The 23,735-nt window shown below is 46.4% G+C and carries 21 protein-coding genes; 8 read left to right on the top strand and 13 right to left on the bottom strand.

Annotated features, from left to right (window positions below):
* Nucleotides 1-56: 56 nt before the first annotated feature.
* Together MKY92_RS02820 and MKY92_RS02815 are read left to right on the top strand one after the other, a co-directional pair.
* Complete coding sequence (locus MKY92_RS02820; RefSeq protein ID WP_339299049.1) at nucleotides 57-1,886, top strand: sensor histidine kinase; 1,830 nt, start codon at nucleotides 57-59, stop codon at nucleotides 1,884-1,886.
* Nucleotides 1,887-1,891: 5 nt separating this feature from the next.
* Nucleotides 1,892-3,520 (top strand): response regulator, encoded by a 1,629-nt coding sequence (locus MKY92_RS02815; RefSeq protein WP_339299048.1) that lies wholly within the window; start codon nucleotides 1,892-1,894, stop codon nucleotides 3,518-3,520.
* Nucleotides 3,521-3,881: 361 nt separating this feature from the next.
* Here MKY92_RS02815 and MKY92_RS02810 read toward each other — a convergent pair whose 3' ends face one another.
* On the bottom strand, nucleotides 3,882-4,847 hold the full coding sequence (locus MKY92_RS02810; protein ID WP_339299047.1) for a bile acid:sodium symporter: 966 nt from the start codon (nucleotides 4,845-4,847) through the stop codon (nucleotides 3,882-3,884).
* 226 nt (nucleotides 4,848-5,073) lie between these two features.
* Here MKY92_RS02810 and MKY92_RS02805 point away from each other — a divergent pair, with 226 nt between their 5' ends.
* Complete coding sequence (locus tag MKY92_RS02805) at nucleotides 5,074-5,832, top strand: tryptophan-rich sensory protein (protein ID WP_237177711.1); 759 nt, start codon at nucleotides 5,074-5,076, stop codon at nucleotides 5,830-5,832.
* A gap of 104 nt (nucleotides 5,833-5,936) precedes the next feature.
* Here MKY92_RS02805 and MKY92_RS02800 read toward each other — a convergent pair whose 3' ends face one another.
* From MKY92_RS02800 to MKY92_RS02785, 4 genes are all read right to left on the bottom strand, one after another.
* Nucleotides 5,937-6,311, bottom strand: a complete 375-nt coding sequence (locus tag MKY92_RS02800) for a RidA family protein (protein WP_339299046.1) — start codon at nucleotides 6,309-6,311, stop codon at nucleotides 5,937-5,939.
* Nucleotides 6,312-6,458: 147 nt separating this feature from the next.
* The gene (locus MKY92_RS02795) at nucleotides 6,459-7,115 is read right to left on the bottom strand and encodes an oxidoreductase (protein WP_339301657.1); all 657 of its coding nucleotides are present in this window, start codon (nucleotides 7,113-7,115) and stop codon (nucleotides 6,459-6,461) included.
* A gap of 155 nt (nucleotides 7,116-7,270) precedes the next feature.
* The gene (locus MKY92_RS02790) at nucleotides 7,271-8,428 is read right to left on the bottom strand and encodes an MFS transporter (protein WP_339299045.1); all 1,158 of its coding nucleotides are present in this window, start codon (nucleotides 8,426-8,428) and stop codon (nucleotides 7,271-7,273) included.
* A 208-nt stretch (nucleotides 8,429-8,636) separates the two neighbouring features.
* On the bottom strand, nucleotides 8,637-10,052 hold the full coding sequence (locus tag MKY92_RS02785) for an ATP-binding protein (protein ID WP_339299044.1): 1,416 nt from the start codon (nucleotides 10,050-10,052) through the stop codon (nucleotides 8,637-8,639).
* 355 nt (nucleotides 10,053-10,407) lie between these two features.
* On the opposite strand from MKY92_RS02785, the gene MKY92_RS02780 reads away from it, so the two are divergent.
* Nucleotides 10,408-11,061 (top strand): phosphatase PAP2 family protein, encoded by a 654-nt coding sequence (locus MKY92_RS02780; protein WP_339299043.1) that lies wholly within the window; start codon nucleotides 10,408-10,410, stop codon nucleotides 11,059-11,061.
* A 4-nt stretch (nucleotides 11,062-11,065) separates the two neighbouring features.
* On the opposite strand, the gene MKY92_RS02775 is transcribed toward MKY92_RS02780, so the two are convergent.
* The 7 genes from MKY92_RS02775 to MKY92_RS02745 all read right to left on the bottom strand — a co-directional run bounded on the left by MKY92_RS02775 (nucleotide 11,066) and on the right by MKY92_RS02745 (nucleotide 16,157).
* A complete protein-coding gene (locus tag MKY92_RS02775) occupies nucleotides 11,066-12,577 on the bottom strand; it encodes an HD domain-containing phosphohydrolase (protein WP_091038281.1) in 1,512 nt (503 codons plus the stop codon).
* Nucleotides 12,578-12,768: 191 nt separating this feature from the next.
* The gene (locus MKY92_RS02770) at nucleotides 12,769-13,560 is read right to left on the bottom strand and encodes an anti-sigma factor (protein ID WP_339301656.1); all 792 of its coding nucleotides are present in this window, start codon (nucleotides 13,558-13,560) and stop codon (nucleotides 12,769-12,771) included.
* A gap of 188 nt (nucleotides 13,561-13,748) precedes the next feature.
* Complete coding sequence (locus MKY92_RS02765; RefSeq protein ID WP_339299041.1) at nucleotides 13,749-14,345, bottom strand: sigma-70 family RNA polymerase sigma factor; 597 nt, start codon at nucleotides 14,343-14,345, stop codon at nucleotides 13,749-13,751.
* Nucleotides 14,346-14,989: 644 nt separating this feature from the next.
* Nucleotides 14,990-15,112, bottom strand: a complete 123-nt coding sequence (locus tag MKY92_RS02760; protein WP_339299040.1) for a hypothetical protein — start codon at nucleotides 15,110-15,112, stop codon at nucleotides 14,990-14,992.
* Nucleotides 15,113-15,326: 214 nt separating this feature from the next.
* Nucleotides 15,327-15,638 (bottom strand): hypothetical protein, encoded by a 312-nt coding sequence (locus MKY92_RS02755; protein WP_339299038.1) that lies wholly within the window; start codon nucleotides 15,636-15,638, stop codon nucleotides 15,327-15,329.
* A gap of 263 nt (nucleotides 15,639-15,901) precedes the next feature.
* Nucleotides 15,902-16,009 (bottom strand): YjcZ family sporulation protein, encoded by a 108-nt coding sequence (locus MKY92_RS02750; protein WP_221825910.1) that lies wholly within the window; start codon nucleotides 16,007-16,009, stop codon nucleotides 15,902-15,904.
* 43 nt (nucleotides 16,010-16,052) lie between these two features.
* Entirely contained in the window at nucleotides 16,053-16,157 is a 105-nt protein-coding gene (locus MKY92_RS02745; protein WP_017690880.1) for a hypothetical protein, read from the bottom strand.
* Between the two features lie 443 nt (nucleotides 16,158-16,600).
* Between MKY92_RS02745 and MKY92_RS02740 the strand changes: the two genes are divergently transcribed.
* On the top strand, nucleotides 16,601-17,734 hold the full coding sequence (locus tag MKY92_RS02740) for a hypothetical protein (protein WP_339299036.1): 1,134 nt from the start codon (nucleotides 16,601-16,603) through the stop codon (nucleotides 17,732-17,734).
* A gap of 181 nt (nucleotides 17,735-17,915) precedes the next feature.
* On the opposite strand, the gene MKY92_RS02735 is transcribed toward MKY92_RS02740, so the two are convergent.
* Nucleotides 17,916-18,242 (bottom strand): MTH1187 family thiamine-binding protein, encoded by a 327-nt coding sequence (locus MKY92_RS02735; RefSeq protein WP_339299034.1) that lies wholly within the window; start codon nucleotides 18,240-18,242, stop codon nucleotides 17,916-17,918.
* A gap of 774 nt (nucleotides 18,243-19,016) precedes the next feature.
* On the opposite strand from MKY92_RS02735, the gene MKY92_RS02730 reads away from it, so the two are divergent.
* The 3 genes from MKY92_RS02730 to MKY92_RS02720 all read left to right on the top strand — a co-directional run bounded on the left by MKY92_RS02730 (nucleotide 19,017) and on the right by MKY92_RS02720 (nucleotide 23,731).
* Entirely contained in the window at nucleotides 19,017-21,335 is a 2,319-nt protein-coding gene (locus tag MKY92_RS02730) for a ribonucleoside-diphosphate reductase subunit alpha (RefSeq protein WP_339299032.1), read from the top strand.
* Between the two features lie 207 nt (nucleotides 21,336-21,542).
* Complete coding sequence (locus MKY92_RS02725; RefSeq protein ID WP_091018583.1) at nucleotides 21,543-22,574, top strand: ribonucleotide-diphosphate reductase subunit beta; 1,032 nt, start codon at nucleotides 21,543-21,545, stop codon at nucleotides 22,572-22,574.
* Between the two features lie 182 nt (nucleotides 22,575-22,756).
* Entirely contained in the window at nucleotides 22,757-23,731 is a 975-nt protein-coding gene (locus MKY92_RS02720; RefSeq protein WP_339299030.1) for an SMI1/KNR4 family protein, read from the top strand.
* Nucleotides 23,732-23,735: the final 4 nt, after the last annotated feature.

Raw genomic sequence — 23,735 nt, 5'->3', positions numbered from 1 at the left:
ACAGTTGGGGGTAAAATATTGTCCTCTCTTAACCTGCAACCAGAAGGGGTGTTCCGATGTCCAAATACTACAGTATACGCACCAAATTGATTGCCTTTATGCTCATTGCTACCACCCTTCCGCTACTGGCATCGATCAGCATGACGTTTATCCAGACCAAAACGGCCTTGCGGGAACAAGCTGTTGAAGAGAACAAACGGCTGATCTACCAAGCGTCCACCAATCTCAACAACTATGTGGATAACGTGGCCAGAGCGTCGCTCGCTGTGTATAACGACCCGAACTTTCTGCGTAACTTGGCAAAGATTCCTGGTGATTATCGTGCGGTTGCCGAGGTGTACACCACTTTGCAGACGATCCGCGCGGCTGTGCCAGATGTATTCCAGCTGTATTTGCACTCTTTTGCCGCCAATCAATCCACCTTAATTACCAATCCCTTTCCGAAGCGGGAGGAACGCAAACAGGCCTATTCCGGCTCCCTTCATGGAAAAACAGGCGGTGACAGCCCGGACATCTGGGTGGAATCGGCACATATGAGTCACACGTACGGATTCAAGGCTGCCTCCCCCGATGACCCTGCCAGAACGGTCATTACCCTGCATCGGGTGATCAAGGATATTCCGTCCATCGAGCGCCTGGGTGTACTCGCCATTGATCTGAATATGAATACCATTGCAGCAATCTGTGGCAGGCTGTATGATCCGGCTAAGGAACAAATCTATGTTGTGGATGGTCAGAATCAGATCATTTACCAAGGACGTTCCGAGGTTAATCATACGGATGCACTACGAGAGGAAACGGCTAGTGAACTGAATATCGCGCGATCTAGCGCAGGTACAGCCCAGAATGTCGCAGGGCATTTTGAACAGGATCGTTCCATGTATGTATACCAGCAACTCGGCAGCACGTACGCTGACTGGACCATCGTCAAACAGATCCCAAATGAGACGTTATATGCCAGAGCCACCACACTTACGTGGAATAACGCGATGATTGCCATTGCGGCACTTGTATTAGTCATTGTTGCAACCTTATTCATCTCCATCCGAATCACTGGTCCGCTCAAGCAACTTATGCGATATATGAACCAGATTCAAGCCGGGCGTCTGCATGTGGATATCCATCTATCCAGCCGAGATGAATTTGGGGTGCTCGCTCGTCATTTCCGAGATATGATGGATACGGTAAATAATCTTATTTTGCGGGAATATCGACTCGAAATCGCCAATAAAACAAATCAGCTTAAAGCGTTGCAAGCGCAGATTCATCCGCATTTTCTATATAACACACTACAATCCATAGGTACACTTGCCCTTCAACAGCAAGGACAACGGGCGTATACACTACTCTCTAGCCTGTCCAAAATGCTGCGCTACAGCATGCGGGATCAGACCTGCGTGACCTTACGCGAAGAGGCGGAGCATGCCCGGTTATATCTGGAACTGCAGCAGGAGCGGTTTGGTGACCGTCTTGAGGTGGATTTGGATTTTGCTGAAGATACCCTGTCTGTCGAAATGCCAAGAATGACGTTACAACCTTTAATTGAGAACTATTTCAAACATGGAGCGGATATTCAGCCTGGCAAAGGTCACATATCCCTATCCAGCCGCCGGATCAATGATCATTGGATTGAAATAGAACTGAATAATAACGGCCCCTCCATACCTGAAGATAAATTACTGGAGATCCGGGGATGGCTACATCAAAGTCATACAACAACCGGGTTATCCATCCAAGAATCCGATGAGTCTGAATCCATCGGTCTACGAAATGTAATACGCCGACTTCAATTGAACTCACATCCCGGTCACTCAGCCAGGCTTGAGATCAACAATCGGGAACCTAATGGTGTGAAGATCACGGTTAAACTATACGCGGGAGAGTGAACAACATGAAGGCACTGCTTGTAGATGATGAAAAACATGTCCGCGATGCCATAAGGTTGCTTGGTCATTGGGAAGAGTTTGGCATTGATACATTACTTGAAGCAGCAGACGGGGATGAAGCCATCGCCGCCATCACGGCACATCAACCTCAAATCATACTCAGTGACATGCGTATGCCGGGAAAGGACGGTATGGCATTGCTTGAATGGATATCGGCTCATACCCCACACAGCAAGGTGCTGGTCATTAGTGGATATGACGATTTTGAACTTGTAAGGCATGCAATCAGACATGGTGGCATGGACTACCTCCTGAAACCTGTGGAAGCAGATGAGCTGAATGCATCTCTATTAAAGGCCGTTACAGCTTGGGAAGAGGAGGACGCCATTCGGATACAATCCACCAGGCAATCCATTGTTGTTAATCGAATGCGCCCCCACTACCAGGATCGACTGCTCACCGAACTTGCCGTCGGAAGAGGCAGCAGCCCTTCACACATGCAGCGATTGCAGGATGAGTTAAATCTCCCCTGTCTAATCCCTGTCTGTAGTGTCGCTGTCACCAGCCTGTCCCACCTGGATGCAGATTGTCTGGCAAAATACCGCAGTCAACCGGACCTGCTTGTGTTCTCCGTGCTCAATATCGGTGCCGAGATGTTATCCACACCAGACGAAGGCGTAATGTTTCGTCAGTTGGATCAACCGGACGAGATTGTTCTGCTGCATTGGGGTCCATCCACTTCATTGGAACATATTCTGAACAAGGTCAATCAGGGATTGGAGCAGACGATTCAGCGCCGGCTTCATTTTGGCATCTCCACCTGTGAGTCTTACCCTGGCGGAATCGCAGCTGCCTATCTGGAAGCAAGTTCAAGGTTGTGGCGACGTAATGCTGTGCAAATTAAACAGCGAATCCATGCCTCAGTGGAATCATCAAATGGGAATAAAATCAGGCGTTTAACCGCCCATGAAGAACCCCTGCGTATGGCAGCCATGAGTTGCCGAGCTTCCAGTGTATCTGCTGCGGTCGCCGAGTGGCTTGACCCGATTACTGATCTTGAGGTTGTCAGTGCTGAGCAGATCCAGCAATGGATCGATGAGCTGGAATGGATGCTGAGCCGCTGGCTTGATGATACGGCAGGTTCTTCATTCAAAGAGGAAGAAGTGACGGAGGAACAGTCTATTCCCTTTGCCGAGTTACCTTTGGACGCTGAAGGACTGTTATCCTTCCCCCTGCTTCGTTCATTATTGGAACAACGACTGCTTGCCGCAGGAAAGGCGCTCACCGCTCACCACCACGCCAATCCTGATCCCATGAGTGAGATTGCACGTTATATGGACGCCCATTATCAGGAGGACCTGTCCTTACAGCAGATTGCCGCGCGTTTCTATCTGAGCCGGGAGTATATCTCCCGCAAGTTCAAACAGCAATTTGGTCTGAACTGGTCGGAATATTTGGGCAAACTGCGGATCAATAACGCCAAGCTGTTACTGCAAAATCCTTCCCTGCGAGTCGCTAAAATATCGGAGATGGTTGGATTCCAGGACGAAAAGTATTTCAGCAAAGTGTTCAAAAAGATGGAGGGCATCACGCCAGCAGAATATCGTAAAACATTATTGGAGGCGGGTACGTAACGAGTACCTGATCCGAATTAAAAAAAGAGTACTCCCGGCATGGCCCATCGGAAGTACTCTTTTTAATTTTACTTTTACAGAAAATAGCATAGATCATGACGACTTGTTGGCTCTTTCTTTTCTAAGATAGGATATGCTCCGAGATATTGTACCTATTAAAATTACAGCCATAAATCCATAAGCCATATTATTTCCTGTCTTATGAGCTACTACGGGGAAATAGATGAGGCTGAACAGTAGTAGGACAATATCCAGGTAGAACATAATCTTCCGATAAATAGAGATTCTCAACCCCCTTTTATTTACCATAAATGGTTTTATTAATTATAGTAGATCATAACATAGATACAACCTAGTGAGCTCACCGGTCCCGCAAAATCACCGCAGGTACAAGTCGAATGTAGATTAGCTCCCCTCCAAGCTCCACGATCGTCTGTGTAACGATGACTGCCGCAGCAATGGTTGCCCATTGTGGTGGGAGTGCCAGCGCTAGCGGCAGAACAACCAGCGAATTTCGTGTGGCTGAACTGAAAATTAACGCTCGCCCTGCGCCTGTATTCAATCGAAAACAATTAGCAATGATCCGAGATATCCAAGGCATAATGGTCAGAAAAGCAACGTAGATCGGGATCACGTTCACGATAATCGCCATATCATTGTAGACTTTGCCAATCTGGGAAGCGACAACCACGATCAGCGCAAGTGCCATCATTGGAACTGGCAGCCATGCCGTCGCATTCATGACCTGCTCCCCGCTCGCTTTATCTCTTGAGAGAACTTGTGTAACGACAGCAAGCAGCAGTGGAATAACGACCAGGAACAGAAAAGCCTCCACAAACGGCCCTACCTGCATGATCTGCGCCACCTCGGTACCCATCAATAGCCATAAATAAAACGGCAACAAGATCATTTGTATAACAAATAAAAGAGGTGTTGCGGCGAGCATCAGCTTCTCATTGCCCCTGCCGAGTTGTGTGAACACAATGACGTAATCAATACAGGGCGTTAACAGTACCAGATAGACTCCGATCAGAACGCCTGGTGATTGCGGAAAGACAAGTGTGAGCAACCATACAACTACAGGTACTACGATAAAATTAGCCACCAGTAGCGCCCCCATAAATCGAAGATTCGACCAGGACTCTTTTAACTGTAAAAAGGGAATCTGTACAAACATGCTGTATAACAGAACGGCAAGAACCGGAGACACAGTGTAGTGTAAAACATCCCCCCATATCGGATTATTCAGCCCTATCGCTGCTCCTAAAAACAATGCAACTACATAGAACCAGGTTTGCTGTCGCTCCATCGTTTCTCTTGTGAGCATTCTCTTCCTCCTCTTCTGGTGAGACATCGTGGGCATGGACATATTTCCGCTTCGTTTCGCGTACATTGGGACAGAGTACCGTTCCAACATAGTGGCAGAGCACAAGGGTCTGAAAGATCCAACTTGTGAATTTTTTGCGGCTGTTATTAGAATGTGCAAGAACTGGGTATATTCATTGTAGACTGACCCGTGGTTCATTCATTCGTTAAACCAAGGAGGAAACATAATGTCACGTAACAATCCGTACAAGTGGTTAAACGCCATTGGTTTTATCGCTGTAATTATCGTGAATTACCTCTCCAACGCTCTGCCAATCGGGGGCAAGACCAATAAAGAAGTATCGGATATGTATCCTGTGCTGCTCACACCTTCTGGCTATGCATTCGCTATATGGGGTTTGATCTACTTGCTGTTGGCAGGGTTTGTGATCTATCAGTTCGTGCCCGCTTCCTGGAAAAGGGACTCAATTACCCGTCTCGGGTACTGGTTCCTGGCAAGTTGTGCCTTCAACGTAGCCTGGATTTTTGCTTTTCAAAACTTGCAAACTGGTCTCGCCTTACTGATCATTGTACTGCTTCTATTGTCCTTGATCGTGCTGTATGTAAAAACACGTACTATCACCGTGCCAACCACTGCTGAGATCTGGCTTGTGAAGCTACCATTCAGCATCTACCTCGGATGGGTTAGCGTGGCAACGATTGTCAATGCAGCTGTACTGTTATATAAAATTGGCTGGGATGGTTTTGGTCTCAGCGAACCGACCTGGACGATCATCATGCTGATTGTCGGTATGGTGCTGGCTGTACTCGTTAGTTTCCGTTATCGCGATAGCATATACCCACTTGTATTCACATGGGCGTATATCGCCATTGCACTTAAACAAAAGGATGTCACTTCCGTATATTATACGGCAATCATCATTGCGATCGTACTAGCGATCTATGCGGTATGGTTGTTCTTCGCCCGTAATCAGGATCGTGATTGAGCAACTCAACTTCAATAATAATACAAAAACGTAACGCAAACAGCCGATTCTGGTCTTCGACCTGAAATCGGCTGTTTAAGTATGAAAGAACAAATAAGGTTGTCCTATTTCAGGGCAATAACTTCTATCTCCACCAGTGCATCTTTTGGCAAACGAGCAACTTCCACTGCACTGCGTGCAGGATACGGCTCTTCAAAGAACGTGCTATAGACTTCATTCACAGGAACAAAATCGTTCATATCCTTCAAGAACACCGTCGTTTTCACGATTTTATCCATACTTGTGCCTGCTGCTTCAAGAATAGCCTTCACATTGCTCAAGGACAGACGTGTCTGCTCCTGTACATCTGCACCGAATTCTCCCGTTTGAGGATTCAGGCCAAGTTGCCCGGAAGTGTAGATGAAATCGCCTGCATCAACGGCTTGACTGTATGGACCAATGGCGCCTGGTGCCTGATCGGTAGAGATTGGTTTTTTCATGGACGAGTTCTCCTTCGTGTTCGTTATCCTGCTGCCGCATGGAGTCAGGGTTCGAACTCATTTTTGTTGCCTATTATACCACGATCTACCTCAAGCGAGAAACGCTCCTACCTATACACATGAAGCAAACAGCTCGTTCAAGGTTTCTTAACCTCCGTCCGCGCCAAGGACATGAATGACTTCATTCGCATACACATGGTTTCCCTTGGCTTGCACCAGTGCAATATTTGTCATGGCCTGTGCAATGGTTGCGGCGTGGACCGCCCGGTATTTGTCCGCTCTGCCTTTCATCCAGCGATCCAGAAACTTCATGGCATGGGCAGCCATCTGCTCACCGAACCGCTTCTCGTTTCGATCTCCCAGAATTAAGGAAGGACGGAAGATATGCAATGACGGTAAACCGATATCTGACAATGCATCCTCCATTTCCCCCTTGGTCCGACTGTAAAAGACTCTGGAACCTGCACTCGCTCCCATGGAGGAGATCACCAGCATCTGTGATACACCATGTCGCTTCGCAATCGTAGCTGCACGAACCGGGTAATGATAGTCCACCTGACGGAAATTGTCCTGACTGCCTGCTTTTTTGATCGTTGTACCCAAACAACAGTACAGGTCATCGATTCCGTCGAATAAGTGGTCGTGGCTCTCCAGCTGTTCCCAATCCACCACATGCTGTTCCAGTTTGGGATGTTGCAGCTCAAGCGGACGTCTAGCCAGAACGCGAACCAGGCTGTATGCCGGGTGCTCCAGCAGATTCTGAACCAGTAATTCGCCTACAAGCCCGGTGGCTCCAATCACCATGGCTTTCCGTTCGAGACGATTCAAATGTCTCCCTCCACTTCGCCAACTTTTTTTGAAGTCATACCAGATACATATGATCAATCTAAACATTTACAAGGTTGCTCTGTCATCGAAGTGCCAGTGTAAATATTCATTAGTTGAAATTTATATCGTTTCTATTTTAACAGTACACGACGTCCAAGGGTAAATGTCAGAATCAGCATCACGACACCAACCCCCACCTGAAATCCATAGGCTGAGATCCAGGCGAGCGCATCGGACCAGGTTTCCATCTTTTCATACAACCAGCCGCCCAACAACGGCCCAAGAAACGAAGTTACTCCGGTCAGAGCCGAATATACCGCGACAAACATCGGTCTTTCACTTTTGGGTGTGTCTCCAATCGTAAAGTTAAATGCCAGCTGGTTAAATCCACCTACACCGATCCCAAGGAAAATATGAGATAGAAATAGTGCGATCAATACGGGCATGAACGACATTAACCCCCACGACAAACAGGAGAGTGCAATGACGGGCAATGTCCAAAATAAGAGGGTTTTGTTGCTGAATCTGGCATTCAGATTGCCCCAGACATAGAACCCGGCCATCATGACCAGCGTCTGGACTACCGTGATCAGGGATACGGTCTGATAATTGATATTCAGCAGATCAAGCATCACATAGGAATAGAGCGGAACAATCAAGGTCTGGATCAATAACCAAGCAGCCAGGAACAGCGTTGCTTTCAGGAAAGAACGATCCTGGAACGGCTTGATAAACATCCGCCAGAAAACCTTTTCGGTAGAACGTTCAAAGGGAACATCCGGATAGAAGAAATAGATGACTGTATTGGCAATGGCACAGATCCACACCGGAATAAACAGGATCAGAAAGCCCATTTCTCCCGGGTAACGGTCCAAAACAATACCGCCTGCGAATAAGCATACGCTTCCAAGAGCATTCAGAATCGTATTTCGAATTCCAAAATAACGCCCTCTCACCTTGGCAGGTACGATATCGCCAATTAGTGAAGTCCAGATCATACCGCCGATGGTATTTGATATAAAAGCAACCGTGTATACGCCAATATATACACTTACCCACCACTCTTTGGGGAATATAAACGGAATCAGTCCCGTGGCACTCCATAAGATACGATGTGTGCCCACAAATAACAGCAACATGCGTTTTCGGCTGCGAATGCGCTGCATCCAGTAAGCTGCTCCGATCTGGGCAATGTTCACAAACGTGGTAATCGCGAGCACAAAGCCGATATGTCTCGACCCGGCCCCAAGGTACAGCAGAAATCCGGTTAAAAACGGGCCTCCCAGCAAGGTCTGTAAAATAATGGCTGGTACACCCTCCCATGTTGCAATCGATAAATTCGTGCGTTGTGTCGAACCCTTGCGCCGTGGTTTGCTTGCTGACGGGGGAGGGGTAACGTTGACCGTATTCTGTATGGGGATACACTCCTTAGACCGGGTCTCAAAAGCCGGTCGATGCTAGTTGTCATCCCAAATTCTACTCACGGCGCGAAGGTTGTCAACTCATTTTTTCACGGTCCAACGGGAGATAGAGATAGAAGGTGCTTCCTTTACCTTCAGTGCTCTCAAGTTCAATCGATCCCCCCAGTAATCTCGCTAAATCCCGACTGATCGACAGGCCTAGTCCGGTACCGCCAAATTTCCGACTAATCGACCCGTCAGCCTGCTGAAATGCTTCAAATATGGAATGATGCTTGTCCTCAGAAATACCAATACCTGTGTCCTGAACGGAGAAAATAAGCCATCGATTCTGAATACCTTCATTCTTAATCTGCTTGGTGCTTACGGTCAGCGTGACCTTCCCCCGGTGAGTGAACTTGATGGCATTGGACATCAGATTCCGCAAAATCTGTTGAACCCGCTGGGGATCAGACCAGAGCGTATCGGGCAATCCCGGTTTCTTATCCATTTGCAACTGAATACCTTTTTTCTCGGCAACAAGCTGAAAATGGCTCATGGCATCTTCTGTAAGTTGTGCAACACTGATATCCTCCAGTACAATATCAAGCCGCCCCGCTTCTACTTTGGAAAGATCCAGAATATCGTTAATGAGCGTCAGCAGTTCCTGCCCGGAGTGGTCGATCATATTGGCAAAACGTACAATATCCTCCTGATCCATCGTGTCAGCATTCTCACTGATCATCTGGGCAAAGTTAATGACACTATTGAGCGGTGTACGCAGTTCATGGGACATATTGGCGAGAAATTCGGATTTGTACTGTGAGGCAATCATCAATTGTTTCGCTCGATCCTCCAGTACAATCTGGGCTTTCTGTAACTCTTCCTTTTGCACAGACAATAGCCGGTTTGTACTCTGGATCAGTAAAATACGATTCTGTTCATTCTGAAAATCACGTAAAATAAATACAAAAATAAGACTCAGAAAAATGCCTGTGGGGAGTGTGTAAGGCATAATGTGTGAAAAGAAATATGTAGCCGGGATCACACCAACGATAGCAATGTTTACACTATTGACCACATTGACGATAACTGTAACAAGGATTCCTTTAATAATTAGCCTGTAGTCGCTGCGTCTCATCCATATATTCAGACCTGCACAGATCACGCCCAAAATAGACATGTTAAGTACTGCCGCCAATGTAGCATCCGTGATGCCAAAAGTCAGCCTCGACAACCCGATTCCAATACCCACGATGATTACGCTATAGGGCTGTCTATACGTTAGAACGGCAACAATTAAAGGAACATATCGAAGATCAAAGACCACTTCATCGGTGAGTTGAAACCCAAAAACCGTACTGATCCAGCCTGCAAATATAAGGACAAGCACTGAACTGATCTGTTTCACTCGGGAAGAGGTACGTATTACGACATATTTATAGAACACACTGGCAAGATATGCAATGGTAATAAGCATCCCCATATTCAATACGAACATTTTTGAAAATTGCATTCACTCACTCCTGTTGTAACGACTTTACTGGCCAAAGTGCCTTCGTCCGTATGTGTCTCTATCATATCATGCCCATTGAAACTTCCGCATTCCTTCTTCGTCAAAAAAATACACAAAAATACACAAATCAGGATTCAATTTGTGCGCTGGTCGTAGTAGAATATATTGTTGTTTAAATTTAAACTACTATATAGATTGAACTAAAGAATAATTACACTTGCCACTCCGATGACAGAACAACCTTCTGGTATTTCTGTCCTCTGCGTTCTCGTGTAAATGAATGTATAGTGCAACTTATATAGTTATTTGCTGGGGTCATGTTCCTCTGGAACATGAATGAAAGGAGTAAGGTGTTGTGCAATTGTTAAAAAGCAAATCCTATTGGCTGTCATTGAGTTTAATGCTGTCTTTGGCCGTCATGGGGCTGTTCTATGATATTCTTAATAGTCCAGAACGCGGGTTCGTAGTGCTTGATTCGCCGCTCGACCGGATCATTCCCTACGTGCCTGGCATGTCCATTCCATATTTGGGCTGGTACCCGTTTGTATTCGGTGTGCTCGCCTACCTGTGTGCCAAGGATCGACTGACGTACTACCGCGTCTTGTTATCCATGAATATCTGTGTCTGGATCTGTTATCTGATCTACTTCAACTTTCAGACCATGGTACCGCGCCCGGAACTGACGGGTACTGGCTTGGGAGCATCTGTTCTCGGATGGCTCTACAGCCAGGATCGTCCTTATAATTGTTTTCCAAGTATTCATTCTCTTCACTCTTATCTGGTTATGCGTGCCGTTCTCTCGGTTCCAAGCATCCGCAAACCCATCAAGATTTTGGTAGTCGCCGGGGCAGCAACCATTATAGTATCCACGCTAATGATTAAACAACACGTGATCTATGACGCCTTGGGTGCAGTCATACTCGGCGAATGCGTTCTCACCATCATAACAGGCCTCGCTCTACACCGCAGACGCAGAAAAGAATCGAAGTGGACAGAGGGGATCAACTGATCCCTCACTTCGATGGTTTCTGAAGATGCTGTTGTCGTCTCCATTCATCAATAAACAAACCTGCAAAATAGGGGTCCCATTGGGTCCCTTTTCCTTCTTCCAAAATCGTTAGCGCTTTCTCGTGACTCATCCCATTCCGATATGGTCGATCAGACGTCATGGCATCAAAGGCATCCGCTACCGCAATGATGCGGCCAAAAAGGGGAATATCGTCACCAGCCATCCCATCCGGGTATCCTTTGCCATCATATCTCTCATGGTGAGATCGCACACCTGGCAAAAAGTCGGCCATGGCATCAATAGGCTCTATCTGTAACAAAATACTCTCTCCCTGCACGGGATGTGTGCGAATAATCGCGAATTCCTCATCGCTTAGTTTTCCATCCTTCAGCAGTACCTCATCAGGAATGCCGATTTTTCCGATATCATGAAGCAGGGCTGATTTGTACAATAAATCCGCCTGTTCCTCATTCATTCCGCTCAGCTTGCCAATCATCAGCGAATACTCTGCCACACGCATGGAATGCCCTGCCGTGTACTTATCTCGGGCGTCTAAAGCAGCAGCCAGTGTAGAAAAATAACTTTGCAATAACTGTCGATTGCGCTCCTGTCTCATCTCCAGCCGATTAATCATCATATTAAAGCCAGAAATCAGTGCTGAAAACTCATCCGCATATAGATCCGGAGCTCGTCTGCCAAGATCTCCCCCCTGAATTCGGTTCATCTCATGTGTCAGTTCAGCAACTGGATCACGAACATCACGAATCAACAGCCAACTTCCCACCAGCGCAAACCCCGCGCCCAGAACAACGATGAGAATTCCCCACAGAATGTACTCTTTCGCAAATTCACTGTCCATATACTGAAGTCGGATATATGTAGCCAGGAAAAATAGAAATAAAGGAAATAAGCCAATCAGTGCCGTACTTAGCTGAAATTTACGCTGGATCGATACGAGAATGCGTCCTCCCAGTGAAGGTTCCATCCCGTATTGGACTTTGCCTCGATGACGAATCTCAAGCAACAGGGGTCTAATCGCCCGCACCGTTAGGTAATACTCAATCAGCGCATGCATGATGGCAATCAGAAAGGCACACGCAGCGGCCACGACAATATACAAGTAAGGGAATTCAAGCCACCCTGTGGATATCATCCATATTGTTAATCCGGCTGCCGGAAGTGAAAAACCAAGCATGTGCGGACCCATGATCCGATATATGGTCTGTCCCGGGAAACGATGAATTTTCTCATACATGTGGTTCAATTCGTCTCTCTCATGATGCTCGGAAGTGAAAAATTGTCTTATGGGGCCAAGCTGCACCCACAGCGTAATTAATTCTGCAACCAGCATGAACAAGAGTGAGATCAGTACAATGAAGATGAGTCGAACAAATTGAATATTGGGTATCTGCAGAGTAGATACCATAACTACTGTACCGACAACAAAAACAGCTGCCAGTGAACCGATCAGATAATTGCGTATCAGGCGAAAGATAAATGAACGGTATGCTTCCAACTGAACCCCTCACTCTCTATGTGCAACCAGTTCTCCCTTGAGACACGGGGAGATTAAGGGTATTGCCTTCTATTTGTTTATCGGTAGCTCCGACTAAAAAAATTAATAAAATCCAATGGGTGGGCACCAGAACTGGAAAACACAAAAAGGCTGCTCCACGACGGAGCAGCCTTTGGTGATATGTCCTATATTTACCCTTTAATCTTGGCAGCCAGAATCATTGTACCGCGCGGCTCCTCTCCCATTGCATCCGGTTCAAGCGTGATGGCAACCGTATCATAGTCGTTGGCCGAATCCAATGTGTAGTATACTGCTCCCGTTCCGTTACGACTAAGGAAAGTACCGGCATTCTGAGGGGTATCTCCTTTGATCAACCAGACCTGAAAAGCCTCGTTGCCTTCCAGGTTCGGCAGGTTCTCAGCCTGCACAACCAGGTGAGTGCCTTTGCTGTCAATAACGATGGTTGCGAGACCCTGAGCTACAATGTCCTGAGTTGCAGGATTCAGCTTCACTGCCTCGCCAGTCTGCATGCCCTGTGCGGGCTTCAGTGCTGATGCCAGCTGCTCTTGCAGCTGTGCATTCTGCGCCTGTGCCTGCACCAGCTGCTCTTGCGTAGCCGACGAGCCCGCCGCTTGCTGCGTCAGCGAGTCGATCCGGCTCTGCAGCTGCGCCGTGTACACGCCGAGCACCAGTGCCGCGGCCGCAAGGCCGGCACTGGCCAGGCGCCAGGCGCGGCTGCTGCGCGCACGCGCGCGCGCTTGTGGCTGCCATGGCTGTGCCTCGGCAGCCTCTTCCACCCGGGCCGCAGGCACCGCCGTTACCGGCGGCAAGCCTGGCCCGGGCTGCGCCGCACGTTCGTGCTGCGGCGCAAGATCCTCCTGAAGCACCACGGGTGCTTCAGGCTCTGCAGGAGCAGCCGCTGGCTTCGCCTCGGCGCTCTCCTGCCCATGTCCGAGCACGTTGCCCAGCACACGTGCTCGCATGCCTTGCGGCGGTACCACAGGTTCCGCCGCAAGTGGCAGGAAGCCAGTCACTTCCTGCAATTCCCTTACCTCCTGGCGGCAAGGTTCGCAAGTTGCCATATGCGCTTCAAACGCCGCCACTTCCTCTGCTTCCAGTCCGCCCAGCACATACATCGGTGCCAGATCAGACCACTCCTCATGTCGTTCTATCATGGATGTATGCCCTCCCTTCCCGCGTCCGGATGCAATTCAGCATCGGCCAGCAACTTTTGGAGCTGTCGCATGGCAAGCCTGACACGGCTCTTTACTGTACCCAGCGGAATCCCGAATCGGCTGGATACTTCCTGCTGGGTTAATCCCGCATAATAAATCGATTCTATAACTTGTTGCTGATCACCGTTCAATTGGGACAACGCCTCTTTAATCCGGGTACCTTCCCATTTACGCTCCACTTCTTCTTCCGTGTTCGTATGCTCATCGGCATAGGCCGCCATTGTCTCGTGTTCAACTGAAGTAGCCGCTGCCCCTTTTGATTTCCGCCTCAGCATGTCCACTGCAATGTTACGCGTAATCGCAAACATCCATGTGGTCAGCTTCCCCTGTGAGGCATCGTAACGTTCGGCATTATTCCAGACCCGCATAAAAAGTTCCTGAACGGTCTCTTCTGCCGTCATGGGATCACCAACGATCCGGTAGGCAAAAGAATACACCGCTCGCTCATAACGGTCATATAAAAGCTCCAGTGCGGAGGCATCACGTTCCGCAATCTGCCGCATTAACCTGCTGTCCTCCATCGATTCAGTCATGCGAGGGCCCCTTTCTGTTTCTTCCCTCTTATTATAACCTACGTAGAATCTTTTGAAGAGGATTACCCCTATGAAGAAATAGTTTGAAAAATTTTCTGTATCTTTTCAAACTAACCTTTCACTTTCTAACATAAAAACAGTCCGAAAACATGTTGCTCTGGTCGCGCTTTCCTTTTTATTGCAGATAATTACAACCTGTGGTATACTATAAGAGTTGTATTAAACAACCTCATATGATTTCTGTCTTCTTTAAACCCCGGAATATTTTCTTCATGCTGCGACCGCAGCGAACTATAAGCACAATTAACCTATGAAGATTGAAGAACCTGAATCACAATAACCCGGTAGTACAGAGTTTCACAAGATGTTCCCATTCACACTGGCGCGGTCATCGGAGCCGCAAGGACAAAAGAGAGGTAGGGCTTTTGTTGTTTTGGATATCACTTATTCTTGAGAAGATTGAAAACATACACAAAGCACCCGGAATTGGGTTCCGGGTGTTTATCCATGTCTACATATCCAATTTAGCAACATCTACATACTGTCGGACACCGTTCCTTCATTGAGAAAAGTCTTCCTTACGCTCATCAGACGCTAACGAATCCTGCACACCTTATATTGGGGATTTCCTTGCTATGTAAAATCTAACGAATCTCAGCCACGTTAATCCATGTCACTTCATGAATATTGGCTCCAAACATGCCCAGATTCAGATAATAAGACGTACGTCTACGATTCGTTAAACTTGTGAAATGGCAAAAATTCATGGAATAGCGCCTGTGGAGTTCGTTAAAGAAAGTAATCCCAACGCTCCTTCAATTAATTCTGAAAAAAAGGGACACCGCAGGATGAAATCCTACGCTGTCCCTTTCTGAAACATAGGTACGTTATGCCTCAACATGGAACTCACACTCGGAGTTTATTTAGAGCACCTGTCGCAACGATCCACGATCAGCAAAGTCTCCTTGCATTCACAAATACTTAGATAAACATCGTTTTGGAGATGATGACCAGCAAGATGAACAGTACAAGGATTGTGCCCATGGAACCCCAGCTTCCGCCGCCATGACCATAGGATACCCCACAACCCTGTTGATAACCATGCATCATTGGAGCTTGATTTGGCTGGTGTCCGTAACCGTAGCCGTAGCCCATCGGCATTGTTCCACAACCATATCCATACCCATGCATTTCATGACCTGTGTATTGGTATCCTTGCATATGCTCATAACCTCCCATATGTCCGTATACATGCCCCTGTCCGTTCGGTGAATTCGGTTTTACTTCGCTCATTGTTCATTCCTCCTTAACATTTGCCTACACCCCTAAGCTATGTATTCAGCCTACCTCTGGACCGGGCTATCGCCCTTATCTTGACAAAATGGGCGTTTAGCCATTTGGTCCCTTCCCCATTTTCGAAGCATACACCGTCATTCCAGTTCTTGAATTCCACCATTTCTTCCGTTCAACCACAAGCTATCTTATCTTCCTGGATCTCCACCATGCTTGTCCTCTAGAAAAAAAACCCCACCGGTTGCCCGGCAGAGCTCGCCATATTATACCCAGAAAGATTTAGTGATGATTACGAGCAGAATGAACAGAACCAGGATTGCTCCAGTCGATGTCCAGCCGCCGTATCCTGCGCCTCCGACTACTTCACTCATACAGAACCCTCCTTTACGAATATATTAGGGTCCAAGCGGTTTATTAGATCAAGAATGCTTTAGAGATGATGACCAACAAGATAAAGAGAACCAAGATCGCGCCAGTCGATGTCCATGCGCCGCCGTATCCACCTACTACTCCACTCATGTAAACCCCTCCTTTGATTTGAGGTACAGTTCACTATATGCACCAATCACACATGGGACCGGGCTCAGGTCGAAAATGGGCTGTTTTTTCCACCGACTATTCGTTAATTGCACCTACATAAAGGGTTAGTTCTTAAATCGGCATGTTATGTTCATATATGTTTAATTCATAAATAAATCCCACGGTTATATCAACCAAATGTATGTACTATCGTTCAAAATGGATACCCATACGGTCTATTATTAGCTTCTAAACTTGTTAAATACAGATAAATTACCTTTTTAGTAATTATGAATACTGAAATCTTGATATATGTAATTATTTTACTAATAAAGTAGAAAGGAGTTCTATGCCCACCGCCTAAACTGGATTATCCCAAACGAAATGATGACCTTAGAAAAAATCCCAACCGATGGGAAACACATTAGGAGAAATTAGACATAATGAAGAAACTTATTACGATTTTGGCATTAGCCACATTGCTTAGTGCCTGTGGTAATTCAGAAACAAACACAACAGCCGATAGCCAAACGACCGAAGCATCCAAGGCAACTGAAACTGTCTCAACAGAAGCAAAAGCTACGAAATACACTACATATAATGGAGAAGGATTTTCTTTTGCCTATCCTGAATCCTGGAAAAGCGTAGATACAAGTCAAATGAATGCTCCATCCATTAAAGCTGCTTTTTCAAACCAATCTTCATCAGCCACATTTGCAGATAATATGAATCTGACGATTGAGGCCAGTTCAACCGGTTCAATCAATCCTGAAGAATACGCCAATAATATAGTTGATTATTACACACAGAACGGTTCAAGCATCGGCATTTCCGATTATACAAAAACCAGCTACACGAACAAGCCTTATAAAGAATATAGCGCTGGTGTCTTGGAAGGAGCCTATAAACACACCTCGGGTACAGATGTTGTCCTTGTGCAGTATCTGATTCCGACCAATACAGAACTCTACACCATGACGTTAACCTACGCCAAGAACTATTATGAACAAAAGGGAAAAGATCAAGTCAATGAAATTTTGAATTCATTGGTGATTTCCTCTCCCATTGAACAGACTAAAGCAAATATAGCTTCTTTAAACCAGGAGACAATAGTAACTGCGGCTGATTACTTCAAAGAATTAACCCCGATCATGACTAATGATACAGCGATCATGGAACAAGTTTCTTATGACTTTTTCACAGCACACGACGATTTATTTCCAGCCAGTACAGCCGAAGTTCGCAAAAAGCTTAAAAGTTTGGTGGATACCAAAGTGACAACCAAACATTTGAATAAAAATGTTGCGAATTACTATGAACATTTTATCCATATTAGCGGTGAAGTTATTGAGGTTGAAGAAGATACTTCTGATGGCTCCACAGCGGCTATCGTTCATATCATGGACGAGAACGGAAACAATGTACTCGCCATCTATCCATCCTCCACAGGTGATCTGCTTGAAGGAGACTATGCCACTGTTATCGGTACGCCAATTACCAACTTCTCTTTTGAAAATGTTGGCGGTGGTTACACCAACGCCACGTTGATTGGAGCCTCATTGGTAGTTGCAGATTAATTAAAATGTTAAATGAGTATACAAAAAGACCAGCTTAATGAACGTTAAGCTGGTCTTTTTGTCTTTCAGTTTATAGATGTCAGAAATTCACGTTAACTACACAGACAGACACAATCTAACCTTTAATTAATGACTTATAACATACTGAATAACCGAATATACGGATGTTTACACTAAACCATTAATTCGGATGTGCCTGAGGTGATGTCAGTTTATCCTGAACCGATTGTAACTTCTGTATACTTGAGGCGTCCGGTTTATCACGACGGTCGTCAATTTTGACGGATGTGGAAACACGCTGAGCTCCTGACAAAAACGGCGCTTCATGCAGAGCCGCAATTGCTGTAAAGATCTCGTTAAGCGGTCCCTCAATAATGGTGCTCATGGAAGTTAACTGATATGTAATGCCCCGTTGATGTTCCAATACCTTTTGCATGTCCGCCACGTAACTGCTTAGACTGGTTGTACCCGTTCCGATTGGAATTACAGTCACTTCTGCTATTGCCATTTTGCTCCGCCTCCTCTGGGCCCCGTGAACCACCGCTGCCGCTAATTTTAGTCGATTTTTGACTATTTTCATTCTACCAGTTGAATGCGTTACAATTCAAACTGACGTGAAGACGTCATTCAAATTGGTCAAAAATTTTTTTTGATAAATCTTCAAATCTTCCAGTCCTTTTCCTTTGCGGATTCCTGGCTTAAATGGTATACTCGGAATTACGTTTTACTGTATCGGCCCACTTTACAAACACAATATGTTGGGTTACAGTATGTTGACAGCTACAAAATGTAGTAACACTAGATTTCTCCGCTTCTATTAGTCACCTTCTGCATTCTCGCGAAAAACAGGATGAAATCACCTCCAAAGGCACGTCCCTGTAGGTGTAAATCGCTTTCTCGAAACAGAGTTGACATGGAGGTTAACGGGGCTGTTTGGACTGCATCCGGTATCCTCAAACTACAGACACATCTGCAATATACAAAAGCTTACATAAGCACCCTTTTCTGTCGATATCCTGAACCTCTAAGACAGTAAGGAAGCCAGAGCATCCATGGGCATTTTCAGCCGCGAGGCGGGGAGAATGCTTTTTATATGAGTATGTTCTGAATTGTGCTGTTTTGTGCTCCTCAAGTTGAGCGATTTAAGACATGAACTTGTCACCGCCGTTTCAGTCTGCCAAAAGCAACCTTTACCTTTTTCTCACCGTAAGACAACACTCAATTCTTTATATAAAGAATTTCTCCAATTTATCTCTTAAACATGCGAAAGCGAGGAATATTCATGCCACAAGTTGTGACCAAGCCGAATAACCGCCAGCTTGCCTTTGATGATATGCGCATCTCGGTATATGCCGACCGTACTCTGGAAGGACTGGAAATGCTGGACAAGGAACGTCTGGTACGTGGGGTAAACAGCAAGCTCCGCCGTGATGAAGTTACCGGAGACGAAATCAGCAACGCTTTTATCATGAGCGCACTGGAACTGGTAACTAAAGAGGAGCCTAATTGGAAATTTGCAGCGGCGCGCTCTCTGCTCACTTCCCTTTACAAAAAAGCGGCTACCAACCGCAGATACAAGTCTTACCCGGACGAGCCTTATGGCGCATTCCATCCTCTTCTTGTAGATCTCGTGAAAAAAGGTATCTACCGCGAAGAATTGCTGGAATGTTACACCAAAGAACAGATCGATGAACTTGCTGAGTGCATTGACTACCGCAACGATCTGCTCTTCGATTACATCGGCTTGCTCACACTGGCAGAACGTTACCTCGCACACGATTTTGATGGAAAAGTAATGGAATTGCCGCAAGAGCGTTATATGGTTATCGCCATGTTCCTAATGCACCAAGAGCCTGCCGAGAAACGTATGGATCTCGTCAAGGAAGCATACTGGGCAATGAGCAACATGTATATGACCGCAGCTACTCCTACGATGTCCAATGCAGGTAAAAAAGTAGCCGGTCAACTTTCCAGCTGCTTCATTGATACGGTGGACGACTCACTCGAAGGTATCTTTGATTCCAACACGGATGTAGCTCGTCTGAGCAAAATGGGTGGCGGCATCGGCGTTTACCTCGGCAAAGTCAGAGCTCGTGGTTCGGATATCCGTGGTCACCAAAATACAAGTTCCGGTGTAATCCCTTGGATTCGCCAACTGAACAATACAGCGGTCAGCGTAGACCAGCTCGGTACGCGTAAAGGTGCCATTGCTGTATATCTGGACGTCTTCCACAAAGACATTCTGGCCTTCCTCGATTTGAAGCTGAACAACGGTGACGAGCGTATGCGTGCGCATGACGTATTCCACGGCATCTGTCTGCCTGACTTGTTCATGGAACGGGTATCCAGCCGCGGCGAATGGAGCTTGTTCTGTCCACACGAAACAAAGAAAGTGATGGGCTGGAAGGACGAGAATGGTCGTGCACTCGGACTGGAAGATTTCTATGATGAGTCCTTTGGCGAAGGTGCGTTCCGTGATAAATACGAAGAAGCGGTGAATCACCCACTGTTGTCCCGGATTACAGTACAGGCAATTGACATCATGAAGCGTGTACTTAAATCCCAACTGGAGACAGGTACGCCATACATGTTCTACCGCGATACGGTTAACCGCTCGAATCCTAACCGTGCACACGGTATGGTATACTCCTCCAACCTGTGTACCGAAATTATGCAGAACCAGTCTGCCACTGTAATTGAAAAGGAAGAACTCGTAACCAAGGATGGACAAACTCGCATCGTGATTTCAAAAGTGCCTGGCGACTTTGTTGTCTGCAACCTGAACTCCATCCATCTGGCACGTGCTATACCTCATAATGTATTGGAGCGTCTCGTTCCAATTCAGGTGCGCATGCTGGACAACGTTATCGACATTAACAACATTGAAGTGTTGCAAGCCCAATATACCAACAGCCAATATCGCGCAGTCGGTCTGGGAACGTTTGGACTTCACCACCTGCTTGCTCTCGAAGGCATTCATTGGGAGTCTGACGAAGCTGTAGCGTATAACGATAATCTGTATGAAAAAATTAACTACCTGCTTGTGAAATCCAGTATGGAGCTGTCCAAAGAAAAAGGACATTATCCGAAATTCAAAGGTTCCGATTGGGAAAGTGGTCATTACTTCGACCAACGGGAGTACACATCAGGTGAGCGCGTAGGTGAATTCGTGACAACCGAACAGTGGAAAGAACTGCAAGCCGAAGTACGACAAAACGGTGTACGTAATGCTTGGTTGTTCGCCATTGCACCTAACGGTTCCACGTCCATTATTGCTGGTTCAACGGCTAGTATTGATCCGCTCTATGAGCTGTTATCTTATGAAGAGAAAACAACTTACAAAATTGCCAATCCGGCTCCGGATCTGTCCGAAAAAACAAGCCCTTATTACCAAACGGCGTTCCAGGTGGATCAACATGCTTCCATTAATATGGCGGCTGCCCGTCAGCGCCACGTCGATCAGGGACAAAGTTTCAACTTCTACGTTCGACCAGATATTAAAGCAACAGAATTCCTGGAGTTGCATCTGCACGCCTGGAGAGCCGGCATGAAATCAACTTATTATGTTCGTAGCCGGGCATTAACAATTGAAGAATCTTGATTTTTGCAAGTTACGTTGTATCCATGATAGAGAAGATTTACTAGACTCGAGGTGACCACCAGGGCATCCTGTTTTGATTGCAAAATGGCGTTGCCCTGGTTCTTTTTTGCCTAAAACACGATCACAGCATCGCAAGATGTTGATATAGATGATTTCCCAAAGTTCTGTCGGCAGAACATTATGAAATTTCAAGGAGTGAACGGAACAATGCAAGTACAGAAAATTTTCAACACCGAAGCCCCTAACCAATCAACCCGTATTATTGAAGGTGAATGCTCCGGTATCCTGAACTGGAACGACATTCGCATGCCTCATATGTACAAATTGTACAAAGTATTGCTGCTCAACCACTGGATCGCAGACGAGATTCCAATGTCCAAAGATGCTTCCCAGTTTGCTCAACTGGATGAAGAAGAGCAACGTACATTCAAAATCAACATCTCCCTGCTCGCGGTACTTGATTCCATGCAGACGATGTTTGTTGGTGATGTAAAACGTTATTTTACCGATTCTTCACTCGAAGCGATCTCGGCCATTATCGGACAACAGGAAGTTGTTCATAACCAATCCTACTCCTACGTCCTGTCTTCGATCGTATCTGATCGGGAGCAAAAGGAAATTTTTGAGTATTGGAAACATGATCCAGTTCTGCTTGACCGTAACCGTTTCATCGCAGACATCTACCAAACTTTCCGGGACGAGCCGTCTCCACAGACGTTCTTCCAAGCTATGGTAGCCGATCTGGTACTCGAAGGTATCTTCTTCTATAGTACGTTTGCCTTCTTCTACAATCTGGCCCGTGACCAGAAAATGATGGCAACCAGCCAGATGATCTCGTATATCCAGCGGGATGAAAACCAACACTGTTACTTCTTCGCTGAAGTGTACAAACAGCTGCTGGTAGACTTCCCTGAACTGAACACACCTGAGAACATGGACTATGTATACAAAACAATCCATCGTGCTGTTGAACTTGAAACCAACTGGGCACATTATACACTCAGCAACGTGCGCGGTATTGACCTGAACGAGTTGGAAGATTACATCAAGTACATCGCCAACAAACGTCTGCGTCTGATGGGTATGGAAAAAGCATATGAAGGTGTGGATGTAAACTGCATGCCTTGGATCAAACCATTCTCCGATGAAGCATTGAATGCAACCAAAACCGACTTCTTCGAAGCTAAATCCCGTAACTACGGTAAAGTTGGCGACGATAACGGATTTGACGATTTGTAAAGTCTTCTGATCGGGCATCTACTACTTGAGTATATCAGGTATAAATAAACACAAATTAAAGCACTCCCTTTGATAGAATGCCTTCATGGCTATCTGCATGCGGGAGTGTTTTTTTGTCTCTTAACCTTGTAAGATAGTTTTGAGAGAGATTCATACCCCTCCTACGGAAGTGAGGCCTATTCATGGAAAGAGAACTGCTGGAACAAATTAATTTGTGGCATGAGCAGGACCAATTCAGTCTCATTATTGAACATATTGAACGTATCCCCGTCTCAGAGCGGGATTATGATCTGATTGGTCAACTCGCCAGAGCCTATAACAATGATGCACGTTATCACAAAGCCATTCAACAACTGTTGTCTGTCGAGGAGCAAGGGGTAAACGACCCGCTCTGGCAATACCGCTTGGGTTATGCATACTGTCATATAGCGAGTTATGAACAGGCACTACTGGCTTTTGAGAGAGCTAACGAACTTCAGCCACATGATGAATCAACCCTTGAATTTCTAAGTCAGATTCGACCTTTCGCTGAGAAGATGCGGCGGGATCGACAACGCCATGAAGAACAAGTAACAGAATGGGAGCAGCGTGGCACGTTGAACCATCTTCGTGCTGCTTCAGGAACCTACAACCCAGTGACATTCTGGAAGCAGAGTGATTATGCACGGGACAACCATGTGTCGGCTCCCTTTGACGAAGCCACGATTGTTTCGATTGAACACGAATTGGGTTACAAGCTCCCTGCCTCCTATATTCAACTGATGAGTACGCAAAACGGCGGTATCCCTGCGCTCACTGTATTTCCCACCCAAGAAGCGACTTCCTGGGCTGAGGATCATATTGCCATTTCAAGCATTATGGGAATCGGACACGATAAAATATACGCACTCGCTGGTGAGCTGGGAAGCCGGTTCATGATCGAGGATTGGGGATACCCCGACCTGGGGATTGTGATCTGTGATTGTCCATCCGCTGGTCATGATGTTGTTATGCTGGATTATCGCTTCTGTGGCCCTGAAGGCGAACCCTGTGTAGTTCATGTGGATCAGGAAAATGATTATGAGATTACATATCTTGCGCCGAATTTTGAAGCTTTCATCCGTGGATTGGTTGATGAGGATACGTATGACCTGTCTGACGAAGAGAATGAGGACTAATATC

It is taken from the genome of Paenibacillus sp. FSL R5-0623 (assembly GCF_037974265.1).
In the GTDB taxonomy this organism is placed as follows: Bacteria; Bacillota; Bacilli; order Paenibacillales; family Paenibacillaceae; genus Paenibacillus.
The sequence above is the reverse complement of the archived record's forward strand: the minus strand, read 5'-3'. Positions and strand labels throughout refer to the sequence as shown.

What these genes read in the sequence shown, in the direction of transcription:
- MKY92_RS02820 (WP_339299049.1), top strand. Translation starts at nt 57, where the DNA reads ATGTCCAAATACTACAGTATACGCACCAAATTGATTGCCTTTATGCTC.
- MKY92_RS02815 (WP_339299048.1), top strand. Translation starts at nt 1,892, where the DNA reads ATGAAGGCACTGCTTGTAGATGATGAAAAACATGTCCGCGATGCCATA.
- MKY92_RS02810 (WP_339299047.1), bottom strand. Translation starts at nt 4,847, where the DNA reads ATGCTCACAAGAGAAACGATGGAGCGACAGCAAACCTGGTTCTATGTA.
- MKY92_RS02805 (WP_237177711.1), top strand. Translation starts at nt 5,074, where the DNA reads ATGTCACGTAACAATCCGTACAAGTGGTTAAACGCCATTGGTTTTATC.
- MKY92_RS02800 (WP_339299046.1), bottom strand. Translation starts at nt 6,311, where the DNA reads ATGAAAAAACCAATCTCTACCGATCAGGCACCAGGCGCCATTGGTCCA.
- MKY92_RS02795 (WP_339301657.1), bottom strand. Translation starts at nt 7,115, where the DNA reads ATGGTGATTGGAGCCACCGGGCTTGTAGGCGAATTACTGGTTCAGAAT.
- MKY92_RS02785 (WP_339299044.1), bottom strand. Translation starts at nt 10,052, where the DNA reads ATGCAATTTTCAAAAATGTTCGTATTGAATATGGGGATGCTTATTACC.
- MKY92_RS02770 (WP_339301656.1), bottom strand. Translation starts at nt 13,560, where the DNA reads ATGCGAGCACGTGTGCTGGGCAACGTGCTCGGACATGGGCAGGAGAGC.
- MKY92_RS02765 (WP_339299041.1), bottom strand. Translation starts at nt 14,345, where the DNA reads ATGACTGAATCGATGGAGGACAGCAGGTTAATGCGGCAGATTGCGGAA.
- MKY92_RS02760 (WP_339299040.1), bottom strand. Translation starts at nt 15,112, where the DNA reads ATGAATTTTTGCCATTTCACAAGTTTAACGAATCGTAGACGTACGTCT.
- MKY92_RS02755 (WP_339299038.1), bottom strand. Translation starts at nt 15,638, where the DNA reads ATGAGCGAAGTAAAACCGAATTCACCGAACGGACAGGGGCATGTATAC.
- MKY92_RS02750 (WP_221825910.1), bottom strand. Translation starts at nt 16,009, where the DNA reads ATGAGTGAAGTAGTCGGAGGCGCAGGATACGGCGGCTGGACATCGACT.
- MKY92_RS02745 (WP_017690880.1), bottom strand. Translation starts at nt 16,157, where the DNA reads ATGAGTGGAGTAGTAGGTGGATACGGCGGCGCATGGACATCGACTGGC.
- MKY92_RS02740 (WP_339299036.1), top strand. Translation starts at nt 16,601, where the DNA reads ATGAAGAAACTTATTACGATTTTGGCATTAGCCACATTGCTTAGTGCC.
- MKY92_RS02735 (WP_339299034.1), bottom strand. Translation starts at nt 18,242, where the DNA reads ATGGCAATAGCAGAAGTGACTGTAATTCCAATCGGAACGGGTACAACC.
- MKY92_RS02730 (WP_339299032.1), top strand. Translation starts at nt 19,017, where the DNA reads ATGCCACAAGTTGTGACCAAGCCGAATAACCGCCAGCTTGCCTTTGAT.
- MKY92_RS02725 (WP_091018583.1), top strand. Translation starts at nt 21,543, where the DNA reads ATGCAAGTACAGAAAATTTTCAACACCGAAGCCCCTAACCAATCAACC.
- MKY92_RS02720 (WP_339299030.1), top strand. Translation starts at nt 22,757, where the DNA reads ATGGAAAGAGAACTGCTGGAACAAATTAATTTGTGGCATGAGCAGGAC.